This window comes from Lacibacter luteus (assembly GCF_004118265.1).
GTDB classification, from domain to species: Bacteria; Bacteroidota; Bacteroidia; order Chitinophagales; family Chitinophagaceae; genus Lacibacter; species Lacibacter luteus.
The window spans coordinates 1,815,424-1,828,931 of record NZ_SDHW01000001.1 but is presented as its reverse complement, the minus strand read 5'-3'; the positions used below and the strand labels follow the sequence as shown (position 1 = coordinate 1,828,931).

Below are 13,508 nucleotides of genomic sequence, written 5' to 3'. Positions count from 1 at the left end.
ACATGCATGGCTAAACAGACCGTTCATATTTGCTGGTTCCGGAGAGATTTACGTTTGCATGATAATGCTGCACTTTATTATGCTTTAAAGGAAGGTATTCCAGTTGTTCCTGTATTTATTTTCGACCGGTCTATTTTAGATCAGCTGGAGGATAAGCAAGACCGACGAGTGGAGTTTATTCACAATGCTGTAGAAGCTATGCAGCAACAGTTACAAGAAATGGGCAGTAGTATGGAAGTGTTTTATGGTTTTCCTGCCGATGTGTTTCGCAAGCTTGCAGAAAAATACAACATTGAAAAAGTATTTACCAATCACGACTACGAACCGTATGCAAAGCAACGTGATGCTGCTATTCAACAACAACTAAATGCAGCAGGTATTTCATTTCATACGTACAAAGACCAGGTGATTTTTGAAAAAGATGAAGTGTTGAAAGATGATGGTAAGCCTTACACGGTGTTTACCCCTTACAGCAGAAAGTGGAAGGCAAAGCTGAATGATTTTTATTTGAAGAGTTACCCTGTAGAAAAATACAGGGAGAATTTTTATCGGCAGCAGGCGCAAGTAATTCCATCGTTAACTGAAATGGGTTTTGAAGCGATAGGAATTCCTTTTCCATCTTCAGCAACAAGAAAAGAAATCATTAAACAGTACAAAGAACAGCGAGACTTTCCGGCAATAGAAGGAACAAGCCGGTTAAGCGTGCATCTTCGTTTTGGTACAATCAGTATTCGAGAGCTGGCAAAGCAGGCATTAGCACTAAGTGAAGGTTTTTTAAACGAACTCATCTGGCGTGATTTTTACCATATGATCCTTTGGCATTTTTCGCATGTTGGAGAAGATAAAGCTTTCAAAAAGGAATATGATTTTATTCAATGGCGACATGACGAAAATGATTTTCATAAATGGTGTAATGGCCAAACTGGTTATCCCATTGTTGATGCAGGCATGCGGGAGTTGAATGCAACCGGCTTTATGCATAATCGTGTACGCATGATCGTTGCTTCTTTTCTCACCAAGCATTTATTAATTGATTGGCGTTGGGGTGAAGCTTATTTTGCAAAGAAACTGTTGGATTTTGATTTAGCTGCCAATAACGGAGGTTGGCAATGGGCTGCAGGAAGCGGTTGCGATGCTGCACCTTACTTCCGCATTTTTAATCCTTATCTGCAAACACAAAAATTCGATCCGAAACTTGAATACATACGCAAATGGGTGCCCGAGTTTGAAGGGTTTAACTATGTACAACCTATCGTACAACATGAGTTTGCCCGTAAGCGATGCCTTGAAGTGTATGCAAATGCATTGAAGAAAGATTAGGCCGATGCAATACGGGTAAACTGTTCTACAGCTTTCAAACCATCATCGCCTAAGTCAACAGAATAATTGTTTACATACAAATCGATGTGCTGGCGCATCACCTCTTCACTCATTTCCTGCGAATGTTGTTTTACATAATCTGTTACAAGTGGATAATTGGCAAACGCATATTCCACACTTTTGCGAATGAGCACATCAACTTTTTGTGCAATGGCAATATCTAATCGTTTGTGTGCAACAATGCCACCAAGTGGAATAGGAAAGCCTGTAGTTTCTTCCCAATATTCACCAAGATCGATCAGCTTTGTTAATCCTCTTTGCTGGTAAGTGAAACGATTTTCGTGTATAATAACACCTGCATCCACTTTGCCGCTTAATACCGCATCTTCAATTTCATGAAATACCATGAACTGTTTTTGCTTTGCATTTGGAAATGCCTGCGAAAATAAAAAGTGGGCAGTTGTGTTTATACCAGGTATAGCGATTGTAGAAGTGGTTACAAGTTGCTGCAGTTCTTCGTGCGTTGTGTTATCTATTTCGTGCTTTGTGATTAATAAAGGTCCAACGCCTTTGCCTAATGCACCGCCGCTACGTAAAAGTGTATAGCTGTTCAAGAGTTTGGGGTATACTCCGTAACTGATCTTCGATACATCAAGCTTGCCCTGTAAAGCCCACTCGTTAAGCGTTTGTACATCTTCAAGCTGTACATCAAACAGTAAACCTTCGGTATCAATTTTATGATTCACCAACGCATCGAAAATGAATGTGTCGTTGGGGCAGGGCGAAAATCCTAGAGTAAGTTTCATTTTTAATTGCATTACAGGCTTTCAACAAAACGAATCAATTCTTTATTCAACGCTTCAACCGATTCTTTCAACATCCATTTCTTTTTGTTGCGTTCGCCAACATAATTAGAAATACTTCTTATTTGCACAAACGGAATATTTTCTTTTATGCAAACCAGGTGCAAAGCTGCACCTTCCATATTTTCAATTGCTGCTTTGTATTTTTTTTGATAAAGTTCAGCTGTTTTTTTTGCAGCAGTGATCTGGTTAACGGTAATACTGCTTACCAGTGGTAGCGATGTTCGTTCGAGCAAACCTGTAAATGGGTTAACAAGCTTCTTCTGTTTGTAAGGAAATTGATTTGCCGGCAGCAGTTTCAGATCAAACACATCTTTATAACCATCCTTTTCCATCACGCCCAAATCGGCCATTGCTTCCTGCTTTACTGCAACCACTGCCCCCAATTTCAGCTTTGGCGAAAACGCACCGGCTATGCCAGCCATCACCACCACATCGGGCTTTTTTACCTGCAAATGCTTCATGAGGCTGTATGTGCTGTTAACAGAGCCGACCCCTGTAACAAGGAAATCGATCTGTAAATCAATAAAATCGAGCTTATTGGTGCTGTGCAAATGCTGAATAAAGGGCTTTATTTCCTGTACGGTAGCCGAAACAACTAAACAGTTCATACGGTAAAGTTCGGGGAAGTTTCTTTAAAACCCGAAGAGCAGAAAAATGCCGCATTCTTGTTACCTTTGCGGCCCAACATTTTGAGGTATAGACATGGTGTATTTAACGAGACTTGAACATTTTAATGCGGCTCACAAGCTTTACAACCCAAACTGGACTCCCGAAAAGAACGAGGCTATGTTTGGAAAATGTGCTAACGAAAACTGGCATGGGCATAACTACGACCTGTTTGTTACCATTAAAGGACAAGTAAACGAAGACACCGGTTTTTTGTTTGATGTAAAAAAGCTGAGTGAGCTGATTAAAGTACATGTTCTTGAAAAGCTCGATCATAAAAACCTCAATATTGATGTTGATTTTATGCGTGGCAAAATGTGTTCTACCGAAAACCTTGCGAAAGCAATTTGGGAACAACTCGCTCCTCATTTACCCGAAGAAGTAAAACTGCATTGCATTAAGCTGTATGAAACAGCCCGCATTTACGTGGAATATTTCGGCGAATAAACATTTTACTGCGTACCTTGTTATAGTTCCTGTACACCTGCAAGGTTCTTTTCTGTAAAGTACATGGCAGGATTAAATTGGTGTTTCATCTGTCATGCAAAAAAAAGTATCTGTTTTCCGGCACGAACATTTCAATGCTGCACATCGTTTATACAACCCGGCATGGACCGATGAAAAAAATGATGCGGTGTTTGGTAAGTGCAACAATCCCTCCTTTCACGGACATAATTACGAACTTGTAGTAAAAGTTACCGGCGTGCCCGATGCTGCTACTGGTTATGTAATGGATTTAAAAATGCTGAGCGATCTTATTCATCGTGAAGTGCACGACCGCTTCGATCATAAAAATCTTAACCTCGATACCGAAGAGTTTAAAAATATAAATCCTACTGCAGAAAATATTGCAATTGTAATTTATGAATTACTGCGGCCGCATATTGATGCAGATAAAGAAATGCAGATTCGTTTGTACGAAACACCCCGCAACTTTGTAGAATATCCTGCCTGATGTAAAGGCAACAGGAAATAACTTATAGTATATTAAAACTGAAACATGGCGTATAAAAAAACAGAACAATACGAAGAGAAAATTACTTCAGGACTAATTGAAAATTACAGAAGCGCAATTGATCTGTTAGGGGAAGATTCCCAAAGAGAAGGATTATTGAAAACACCTGAGCGTGTAGCAAAAGCTATGCAGTTTCTTACACAGGGTTACCATATGGATGCGAAAGCAATTCTTGAAAGTGCAAAGTTTCATGAAGAGGTGAGTGAAATGGTAATTGTGAAAGATATTGAGTTGTACAGCATGTGCGAGCACCATATGTTGCCTTTTTTCGGCAAAGCACATATTGCTTACATTCCTAACGGCTGGATAACGGGGTTGAGTAAACTTGCCCGGGTGGTAGATGTGTACAGCCGCAGACTACAGGTGCAGGAACGTTTAACTACGCAAATACTGGAAGCCATTAAAGAATCGCTGAACCCGATGGGTGTGGCTGTTGTTGTAGAAGCACAGCATTTATGTATGATGATGCGTGGAGTACAAAAGCAAAACTCAGTAACTACTACCTCAGCATTTTCAGGCGAATTTCAAAAAGAAGCAACAAGGAGTGAGTTTCTGAAACTCATTTCCGGAAAGTTCAATTAATAGCCCGCTATTGATTATGATCGAAGTCTGTTGCTGATTGCAACAGACTTCTTTATTTTTGCCCACTGAATTTTTCAATATGAAATGAGTCATAAATTTTTTGTGGCGAATTATACAGGACAATTAAAAAACAATAAAAAGACAAGCATATGAAACATGCGTTTGTATTTCCGGGTCAAGGTTCACAATTTAGCGGAATGGGAAAGAATTTGTACGACTCAAGTGCATCTGCCCAACGTTTATTTGAACAGGCGAATGAAATATTAGGTTTCCGTATTTCTGATATTATGTTCACCGGCACCGATGAGGATCTGAAACAAACCAACGTAACACAACCGGCTGTGTTCTTACATTCTGTTGTAGCGTATAAAACAATTGAAAATGCCAAACCCGATATGGTGGCTGGTCATTCGTTGGGTGAGTTTAGTGCATTGGAGGCAAATGCTGTTCTTAGTTTTGAAGATGCTTTGCAACTGGTTAGTGTTCGTGCACAAGCCATGCAGAAAGCATGTGAAATGAACCCATCGACCATGGCGGCAGTATTAGCATTAGCCGATGAAAAAGTAGAAGAAGTTTGCAAACAGGTATTTGAAGAAACAGGTGAGGTTGTTGTTGCTGCAAACTATAACTGCCCCGGCCAGTTAGTGATCAGTGGTTCATTAAAAGGAATTGATATTGCCTGCGAACGTATGAAAGCAGCAGGAGCAAAGCGTGCATTGGTATTACCTGTTGGTGGAGCGTTTCACAGTCCATTGATGGAACCTGCAAAAGAAGAATTGAAAGCAAAGATCGAGAGCACAAATTTCTACACACCACAATGTCCCGTTTATCAGAATGTAGTTGCGAAAGCAGTGTTGGACAAAGATGAGATTAAGCAAAACCTTATCGATCAGTTAACCGGTGCTGTACGTTGGACACAAAGTGTGCAATCGATGATTGCAGATGGTGCAAGCAAGTTTACTGAAGTTGGTCCGGGTAAGGTACTGCAGGGGCTTGTACAAAAAATCAATAAAGAAATGTTGGTGGAAGGAGTGAATTAAATACGAAGTTAGAAGTACATAAAAAAAGAGCCGCAATGATTTGCGGCTCTTTTTTTATGTAAGAATGTTAAATAGTATTGAGATTAATAACGGGGTTGCAATTAAAATAGTTAAGAACCATGAACTAATTGGGTGTCGGAATTTGTGCTTTACATTTTTATAGTCTGGAATCGTATCTTCATTAAAACTCCTTCCATACCTTTTTAGTCCACATTTTTGGCAAATAAAATCAGCTTCTTTCTCTACAGGGCATGCCGGAATTCCATAGAAATGCAAATATTTACTGGAGATCATTACATCATGCCAGGTATGTGCTTCACATGCTGCACACTTTATCAAGTATTCATCAATTCCTATTGGTTTGCTGTATGTGCCGTAAATAAGTATTCCCATGCTACGAAATAGTTATGCTGCAGTTGATCCATTCGGGGTCAAAATCTGCTTTATATTTTTTATAGAAATTAATAGCAGGTTCGTTCCACTCCAACACCTGCCATACAATCCCGCTGAATTTTCGTTCTTTCGCTTCAGCAATTAATTGATCAAATAATAACTTGCCTAAGCCTTTACCTCTTGCCTGTTCGGTAACAAGAATATCTTCCAAATACATACGCTGCCCTTTCCATGTTGAGTAGCGAACGTAGTACAATGCAAAGCCTTGTACAAGTCCATCTTCTTCTGCAACAAAAGCCCACCAAACAGGATTTGCCCCAAAACCACTTTCAATAAAATGATCGAGCGTAACCGTAACTTCCTGCGGTGCTTTTTCGTACAATGCAAGTTCCTGTACCAGTTCTAATAAACGTGGACAATCTTCCTTAACAGCTCTTCTTATTGCAATTGCCATCTTGTATTTTTTAATTCAGCAAAATTACGTGTTATGCCGGTGATGTTTTAATGCTTGAGCGGACGCTTTTTAATCATCCCACCTTTTGTATCACGAACGCTGCTCATTACAACAAATGAATGCGGATCGATCTTTTCAATTTCAGTTTTCAATTTGTTCAATTCAAGCCGTGTAACAACTGTGTAGATAATGTCAACATCCTGCGATTCGCCTTTTTTACCAAAGCCACGTTTGCCATTGTACACAGTAAACCCACGGCCAATATTGTTGATCAGCATCTGCCGTATTTCTTCGTTGTGCGATGAAATGATCGTTACACCAATATATTCTTCCAAGCCTTCCACAATAAAGTCGAGTGTTTTTGATGCAGCCAGGTAAGTGATTAATGAATACATGGCAATTTCAATGGAAAGAAAATAAGCAGCAGTACCGAAGATGCAGATGTTGATGAGGATAATGATATCGCCCATCGTAGTACCCAGCTTACGGCTTAAATAAATTGCCAGTACTTCGGTGCCATCAATAACAGCACCTCCTCTTACCGAAAGGCCAATGCCTGCACCAAGAAAAAAGCCACCGAAAAGTGCTACGAGTAAATTGTCGTTGGTAATATTTGGAAATTCAACCGTTGCTACTACCAATGCAAGACCACAAATAGCCAACGCTGTTTTAATGGCAAAGGTTCGGTTTACTACTTTTAGTGCAAGAAGTATAAAGGGGATATTTACCAGCGGTAATAAAATGTACAAAGGCACTTTTGTAAGTGCAGAAATTAACAGCGATATGCCTGTTGCCCCACCATCAATAAAATGATTAGTAAGCAGGAAACCTTTAAAACCAAACGCAGCAGAAAAAATACCGGTAATGATCAATGCCACATCTTTTAGCTGACTGAAAAAAGTGATCTTCAACTCACGCCAGCCCATTGCCAGTTGATAATTGGTTACGGCTTTATCGTTTTTAATTCTACGACGTACAATTGTGTTGATGATTATTTTTTTCAGCAACGACTGCATAGGCAAAATGTTTAAATGAGGAATGTCGCTAAAATAAACCATCTGTACGGGTTGAACAAAACCTAAATGTTGTAAGTATGTAAATAAAAAAGCCGCTTGTATACAAGCGGCTTTTTTATTTACATGAGGTTGTTATTTTCGTTTTGCTTTGAATGTACCGTTGGGTTGTACAAAGTTTAATGCCGTAATGTTTCCGTTTTCATCTTTATCAAACTTTACACTAAAACCACTCAATGCTTTAAAGTTGAAGAGATCGGTTTTTACAGCAACCAATTCATAATCGGGCTGACCGGGAACAAACACCATGAGGGTTTTATCGCCTTTAATGTACACTTTTACAATTGTTGGTCCGGGTAATTCGTATTCGCCAACATATTTTTCAAGATCAGCTTTGCTAACTTCAATTGTTTGCACCTGCTTTTTGAAAACAATATCTTTTACTCCCGATTGCAGTGGTAACGACAGCGATTCGATTTCACCTTTTACATTAATGTTGAACTGACCTTTTAAAGCTGCACTTTCATCAGCATCGACTCCATCATCAACAGGAATGAAGTTGAAATAATTAAAATGATAGTGTTTTACTGTAAATGTTAAACTGTTGTAATGTGCAGTAAGTCCGTCCTTTTTCTGATCAATTACAATACTTCCATAACCATCGCTTGTATATGTGCCTGTATAATCTGTTATTGCATGCGTCGGTTTTGTGCCAAGCTTACGTTGTGTGCTATCGGCTTTTGCCTGTTCTTTTGCAGTGGCTAATGCTTTTTCGTATGCATTGCGTTGTGTTCGTTGCCAGTCTTTATACGGAAGTCCTAATAATTTATCAGCAATAGTATTACGGATGATGGACGGAATTGCTGAACCGTTTTGATTTACCGATACAAAAATGCCGATGCTATCCGTTGGAAAAAAGCAAGTGCTTGTACTGAAACCATCGATATTACCGCCATGTTCAACACGATAATGACCCCGGTAGTTTGCAAGAAACCATCCGAAACCATAATTGCTGAAGAATACATCTGGCTGTTCTTTTGTTGGCAAACCTGCACCAATGATCATTTGCGAACTGATAGCCTGGTTATAATACAAGGATGGAAGAATTTCTTTGCCGTTGAATTTGCCGCCATTCACCCACATCATTACCCACTTGGCCATATCTGTTGCATTGGAGTTGATGGAGCCTGCCGGACCAATTGCATCAATATTCATAAACTTCATCTTTACAACCTTGCCATCTTTTTCTTTATAACCGAATGAATAATCAGGAGCAAGTACATGATCGTGCATAGATGTGTTGGAAGCACCCATGCCAAGCGGAGTAAACAATTGTTCTTTTACTAAATTTTCCCATGTTTTGCCACATAGTTTTTCTGCAAGCACACCTTGTGCTAAAAACATAAAGTTGTTGTATTGCCAAACTCTGCGAAGCGGAGCTGTTTTTTCAAAAAAACGGATGGAGTAAATTAAACTGTCTCTTCGTGTAGATGAACCATACCATGCAAGATCGTGACGGGGTAGGCCGGTACGATGGCTCATCATATCTCTTGTTGTTACATTGTTGTTCAAATCATCATCAATAAAACGAAGCTCAGGTAAATACTGTGTTACCGGCTTATCTAAATCGAGTTTGCCATCCTTCATTGGAAATGCAAGTAATGAAGATGTGAAAGCTTTGCTGCAGCTGCCAATTGCAAACAGTGTGTTTTCAGTTACAGGCACTTTATTCTCATAATCTTTGTAACCAAATCCTTTTGCAAGAACCACTTTGTTTTTCTCAACAATTGCAACTGTTACACCTGCTGCTTTCCATTCGTTTAACACACGGGTAATAAACGTATCAATACCTGCAAGGCGTTTATCGGTTTTTTGTGCATAGGTTATTTGCACTGCTGCAAAAGCAATGAGCGACAGTAAAAGTTTTCTCATGATGATGTTGTTTATGGTGTTCGATGATAGTCTTTCGATTAGTAAGTCGCAATAAGTGATGCGCTGTTACAGGCAGAACTAGATTTTTTCAAGCGCCTGCTTAAAATCTTCAACAAGATCTTTGATGTCTTCTATACCAACAGAAATACGCAACAGGTTATCTGCAGTAGGGGAAGCTTCTCCTTCTATTGACTTACGATGTTCTATTAAACTTTCAACACCTCCTAAACTGGTTGCATGTGTAAACAGGTTTAATGCATCTGCAAGTTTTAATGCAGATGAACGATCGCCTTTTACTAAAATGGAAAGCATGCCACCGTAACCGTTTTGCATTTGTTTTACAGCAATTGGATGTTGCGGGTGCGATGTAAGACCGGGATATAGCACCCGTTCAATTTTTGGATGCGCTTCGAGGTAACTTGCAAGTTGCATAGCGTTGTTTGAATGTATTGGCATACGTGCAACAAATGTTGTAAGACTTCTGCATAACAACCAGCAATCGTATGGTGAGGGAACAGCGCCTCCTAATTTTTGAAATGCACGGATGCGTTCATAACGTTCATCGGCGTTCTTAAAAATTAATGCACCACCAAGTATATCGCTGTGGCCGCCTAAGTATTTTGTTGTTGAGTGTAACGTAATATCAACACCAAGATCGGTAGGCTTTGTATAAAAAGGAGTAGCCCATGTATTGTCGGCAACGGTAAAGCAGTTGTGTTTTTTTGCAATACGCACAATTGCTTCGATGTCGGTTATTTTTAATGACGGGTTCGAAGGTGTTTCCATCCAGATGAGAACAGTGTTTGGTTGAATTGCTTTTTCAACACCTGCAAGATCGGTCATATCAACCAATGTATAACGGATGCCAAATGCAGCAAACATCTGATCAAGAATTGAACGGATGGAAAAGTAAGTATCATCGGGGATGATGATGTGGTCGCCGCTTTTCAAACTCTGGAAAACGTTGGTTGCAGCTGCAAGTCCTGATGCAAAGCTTACACAGGTAGCACCGTTTTCCATCTTCGCTAATTTGTTTTCAAGTGCATTACGGTTAGGGTTATCGTAACGTGAATAAAAATAACCACCGGGATAATTGATGCCGTCTTCACCACGTTCGAACGTGGTAGATAAAATGATCGGAGACATTACTGCTCCACTTCCATCTTTAATATTGTCTTCGTGAATGATGCGTGTAGAAAATTCCATTGCTTCCTTATTTACTATGAGTGAATAAAAGTACGCATTAATAAAACGTACAGCCAACCGTTCTTAAAGAATTGAAGACGCCAAACGAAGTAATTTCGTTTTGATTAATTGATTAATTTCAAAGCAAATCTTTTTTATGAAAGAACTGCTGCAGGCATACGCAACTTACAATCGTTGGGCATATGAGCAAATTACAACAGCTATTCTGGAAATGGATGAACATCTGCACCAGCAGATTGTGAAAAGCAGCTTCCCGAACTTGTACGCAACTGTTCTGCATTTGTGGGATGCCGAAAGTATCTGGTGGCAGCGTATGGAAGGCCATCAGCAACTGGTGATACCGAGCAAACAGTTTAATCCCACAATGAACGAAGTGATCAATGGGTTGTTGCAACAATCGGGAGAGTGGGAGCGTTTTTTACAACATTGTACCGAAGACGATCTCCATCGTGAATTTGACTATAAGAATTTAAAAGGTGATGCGTTTCGATCGGCTGTATGGACAGTTGTGCATCATCTGTTCAATCACGGCACGTATCATCGTGGGCAATTGGTTACAATGATGCGGGAGCTGGGCGTAACCAAAATTCCTGCAACCGATTTTGTGCATTGGTACCGCACACGTGTCTGACGTTGCAACGCATAGCCGGCATTCATACTTAATGAACTGCTTTAGCAACGATACTTTCAATAAACGCTTTTGCTTTTTCTTCCTTCAGTTGAGCATAAAGCTTTTTGTTGTGTTTGGCTTCTTCTGCAAGTTGATATTTCAGTTGTTCATAGGTGTTTCTTGCAGCTGCGTTTGAACGTAAATAATTCCTGAACAACAGATGTCGCTTTAACTCTTCACTGTCTGCAGGGCAAACGTAAAGGTGATGAGCGATCATGTCTAAAATGTTGTTTGATATAGACTCTGCAGATCGTTTAAAAACTTCTCTGTCTGTAATTCCCTGGTTGCCGTTGTGATAATAACCAAGCAATTCAAGTTTCGATTTAATGTTGTTGAAGTCGGTGTTGTTATCAAATGCAATATCAAGATCGATAATTGGTTTAGCCGCCAAACCGGGAACAGCCGTGCTGCCAATGTGTTCAATAGTAAAGGAGGTTCCCGTCAACGCTTTTGCAAGTACGGTTTCGATGCGTTGAAAATCGGAAGCCCATGTTGCTGAATACGGCCTGATGAGCATTGCGTTTGAATAATTAAAACAGAAATAAAACGTTTAAGGCAGAGCTATTGGTTAACTCAGTGTAAGGTGTATTTCGAAATGCCGGATACTTATGCTCCGAACTGCCGCAGGTGATGATCTGCATGTTTATATGCAAATAAACCGATCTGCTCTTTGTTCATTGGCCCAAAAAAGGGATGCACAAAATTATTGTTGTTGAAATCTGCAAATTGCTCGATGCTAAGTGTCCATTCTTTTTTTTGCACTGCAAGATCACACACCTCATTATTTGTTTTCAACAGCGGACTTGTTGGTGAATTTTTTCCAAAACCACGATCATCCTGCAATGCCTTCTTCAATAACATTGGCCCTATAAGGCGACCAATGAACACACGCTTGATATTAATCTTTCCGAAAAACATATCATCACACAGTGTACAATGTTTCAGCATTTGCGAAACATTCATGGTGCCCCATTGTGCATTGTTTTCTGATGTTAAAGAATTGATGCGGTTGATAATTTCTTCACGAACCGATGATTCGAATAGCGTTTTCATGTTTTAATCTTGTTTAATTTCTCTCTGCTAAGCTAAAATTTATTTATTGCGGCTGAAACATTTTTTAAAACGACATCCTGGATAAAAACGTAGTAGACAGAAAGAACTGATTATTGTATAATTAAGAGTAAACAAAAAGCGGCTGCTGCTGCAACCGCTTTTCTTTATAACTTTTTTCTCTTAGCTTATTTCGGATCGTAGGCCCACTTTAACCAGGTTGCACCCCATGTAAAGCCACCACCAAAAGCAGCCAGTACAATGTTGTCGCCTTTTTTCAGTTTGCTTTCCCATTCCCACAAGCAAAGCGGAATAGTTCCTGCAGTTGTGTTACCGAATTTTTGAATGTTGATCATTACTTTTTCTTTTGACAAACCAATGCGGTTTGCAGTGGCATCAATAATGCGCAGGTTGGCCTGGTGTGGAACCAGCCATGCAATATCATCGCCTGTTAAATTGTTACGCTCTAATAATTCGGCACTCACATCGGCCATGCCCTTTACCGCAAATTTGAAAACAGTTTGTCCTTCCTGGTAAGCAAAGTGCTCACGGTTGGCAACAGTTTCCATACTTGCAGGACGTAAGCTACCACCTGCTTTCATATTCAGGAAGTTTCTTCCGGCACCATCACTTTTTAAAATGCTGTCCTGTACGCCATAACCTTCTTCGTTTGGTTCCAGCAAAACGCAGGCTGCACCATCACCAAAAATCACACAGGTGTTACGGTCGGTATAATCAATGATCGCACTCATTTTATCGGCACCCACTACCACAACTTTTTTGTAACGCCCGCTTTCGATGTAAGAAGCGCCGGTAGTAAGTGAAAAAAGGAAACCGCTGCAGGCTGCACTTAAATCGAACCCCCATGCATTAGTAGCACCGATTTTGTCGCACACCACATTGGCTGTTGAGGGAAACACCATGTCGGGGGTAACCGTACCCACGATCATACAATCAATTTCTTTCGGGTCGATGCCACGCTTTTTACAAAGCTCCAGTACGGCAGGTGCAATCATATCGGAAGTTGCAAGACCTTCACCTTTTAAAATTCTTCTTTCAGAAATGCCGGTACGTGTACGGATCCATTCGTCGTTTGTATCAACCATTTTTTCGAGGTCGAAGTTGGTTAACCTGTCTTCAGGAACCCATCCGGCAACAGCTGTAATAGCTGCAGTAATCTTATTGCTCATGTGGTTTTTTATGTTTACAACAGGGTGAACCCTGTTTTCTGGCGCAAATATAAGCTTTGAAAAGCAAGGAGTTGTTAGCGGATAACAAGTGGTTGCTAACCTTTACATTTT

At 40.1% G+C, this 13,508-nt stretch carries 16 protein-coding genes; 6 read left to right on the top strand and 10 right to left on the bottom strand.

Translation table 11 applies throughout. The features are described from left to right. Positions 1-6: 6 nt before the first annotated feature. Positions 7-1,320, top strand: coding sequence for a cryptochrome/photolyase family protein (locus ESA94_RS07345; protein WP_129130175.1), 1,314 nt, complete (start codon positions 7-9; stop codon positions 1,318-1,320). On the opposite strand, the gene ESA94_RS07340 is transcribed toward ESA94_RS07345, so the two are convergent. Then, on the bottom strand, positions 1,317-2,126 hold the full coding sequence (locus ESA94_RS07340) for a 1,4-dihydroxy-6-naphthoate synthase (RefSeq protein ID WP_129130174.1): 810 nt from the start codon (positions 2,124-2,126) through the stop codon (positions 1,317-1,319). The genes ESA94_RS07345 and ESA94_RS07340 overlap by 4 nt on opposite strands. 11 nt (positions 2,127-2,137) lie before the next feature. Then, complete coding sequence (gene mqnB, locus ESA94_RS07335) at positions 2,138-2,794, bottom strand: futalosine hydrolase (RefSeq protein WP_129130173.1); 657 nt, start codon at positions 2,792-2,794, stop codon at positions 2,138-2,140. Positions 2,795-2,888: 94 nt separating this feature from the next. On the opposite strand from mqnB, the gene ESA94_RS07330 reads away from it, so the two are divergent. The 4 genes from ESA94_RS07330 to fabD all read left to right on the top strand — a co-directional run bounded on the left by ESA94_RS07330 (position 2,889) and on the right by fabD (position 5,489). Then, positions 2,889-3,299, top strand: a complete 411-nt coding sequence (locus tag ESA94_RS07330) for a 6-pyruvoyl trahydropterin synthase family protein (RefSeq protein ID WP_129130172.1) — start codon at positions 2,889-2,891, stop codon at positions 3,297-3,299. A 94-nt stretch (positions 3,300-3,393) separates the two neighbouring features. Further along, complete coding sequence (locus tag ESA94_RS07325; RefSeq protein ID WP_129130171.1) at positions 3,394-3,807, top strand: 6-pyruvoyl trahydropterin synthase family protein; 414 nt, start codon at positions 3,394-3,396, stop codon at positions 3,805-3,807. Positions 3,808-3,852: 45 nt separating this feature from the next. Beyond that, positions 3,853-4,449: a GTP cyclohydrolase I FolE gene (gene folE / locus ESA94_RS07320; RefSeq protein WP_129130170.1), complete on the top strand. Its 597-nt coding sequence runs from the start codon at positions 3,853-3,855 to the stop codon at positions 4,447-4,449. Between the two features lie 149 nt (positions 4,450-4,598). Then, complete coding sequence (fabD, locus tag ESA94_RS07315; RefSeq protein WP_129130169.1) at positions 4,599-5,489, top strand: ACP S-malonyltransferase; 891 nt, start codon at positions 4,599-4,601, stop codon at positions 5,487-5,489. Positions 5,490-5,543: 54 nt separating this feature from the next. On the opposite strand, the gene ESA94_RS07310 is transcribed toward fabD, so the two are convergent. The 5 genes from ESA94_RS07310 to ESA94_RS07290 all read right to left on the bottom strand — a co-directional run bounded on the left by ESA94_RS07310 (position 5,544) and on the right by ESA94_RS07290 (position 10,487). After that, positions 5,544-5,882, bottom strand: a complete 339-nt coding sequence (locus ESA94_RS07310) for a hypothetical protein (RefSeq protein WP_129130168.1) — start codon at positions 5,880-5,882, stop codon at positions 5,544-5,546. A gap of 1 nt (position 5,883) precedes the next feature. Continuing rightward, complete coding sequence (locus ESA94_RS07305) at positions 5,884-6,336, bottom strand: GNAT family N-acetyltransferase (protein WP_129130167.1); 453 nt, start codon at positions 6,334-6,336, stop codon at positions 5,884-5,886. A 47-nt stretch (positions 6,337-6,383) separates the two neighbouring features. Next, positions 6,384-7,352, bottom strand: coding sequence for a YitT family protein (locus tag ESA94_RS07300; protein ID WP_129130166.1), 969 nt, complete (start codon positions 7,350-7,352; stop codon positions 6,384-6,386). Between the two features lie 132 nt (positions 7,353-7,484). After that, complete coding sequence (locus ESA94_RS07295) at positions 7,485-9,281, bottom strand: serine hydrolase (RefSeq protein WP_129130165.1); 1,797 nt, start codon at positions 9,279-9,281, stop codon at positions 7,485-7,487. A 78-nt stretch (positions 9,282-9,359) separates the two neighbouring features. Continuing rightward, complete coding sequence (locus ESA94_RS07290) at positions 9,360-10,487, bottom strand: trans-sulfuration enzyme family protein (protein ID WP_129130164.1); 1,128 nt, start codon at positions 10,485-10,487, stop codon at positions 9,360-9,362. Between the two features lie 136 nt (positions 10,488-10,623). On the opposite strand from ESA94_RS07290, the gene ESA94_RS07285 reads away from it, so the two are divergent. Next, positions 10,624-11,118, top strand: a complete 495-nt coding sequence (locus ESA94_RS07285; RefSeq protein WP_129130163.1) for a DinB family protein — start codon at positions 10,624-10,626, stop codon at positions 11,116-11,118. Positions 11,119-11,146: 28 nt separating this feature from the next. Here ESA94_RS07285 and ESA94_RS07280 read toward each other — a convergent pair whose 3' ends face one another. The 3 genes from ESA94_RS07280 to ESA94_RS07270 all read right to left on the bottom strand — a co-directional run bounded on the left by ESA94_RS07280 (position 11,147) and on the right by ESA94_RS07270 (position 13,397). Beyond that, positions 11,147-11,674 (bottom strand): GrpB family protein, encoded by a 528-nt coding sequence (locus ESA94_RS07280; RefSeq protein ID WP_129130162.1) that lies wholly within the window; start codon positions 11,672-11,674, stop codon positions 11,147-11,149. An 89-nt stretch (positions 11,675-11,763) separates the two neighbouring features. Continuing rightward, the gene (locus ESA94_RS07275) at positions 11,764-12,210 is read right to left on the bottom strand and encodes a DUF1569 domain-containing protein (RefSeq protein ID WP_129130161.1); all 447 of its coding nucleotides are present in this window, start codon (positions 12,208-12,210) and stop codon (positions 11,764-11,766) included. A 185-nt stretch (positions 12,211-12,395) separates the two neighbouring features. Continuing rightward, on the bottom strand, positions 12,396-13,397 hold the full coding sequence (locus tag ESA94_RS07270; RefSeq protein WP_129130160.1) for a beta-ketoacyl-ACP synthase III: 1,002 nt from the start codon (positions 13,395-13,397) through the stop codon (positions 12,396-12,398). Positions 13,398-13,508: the final 111 nt, after the last annotated feature.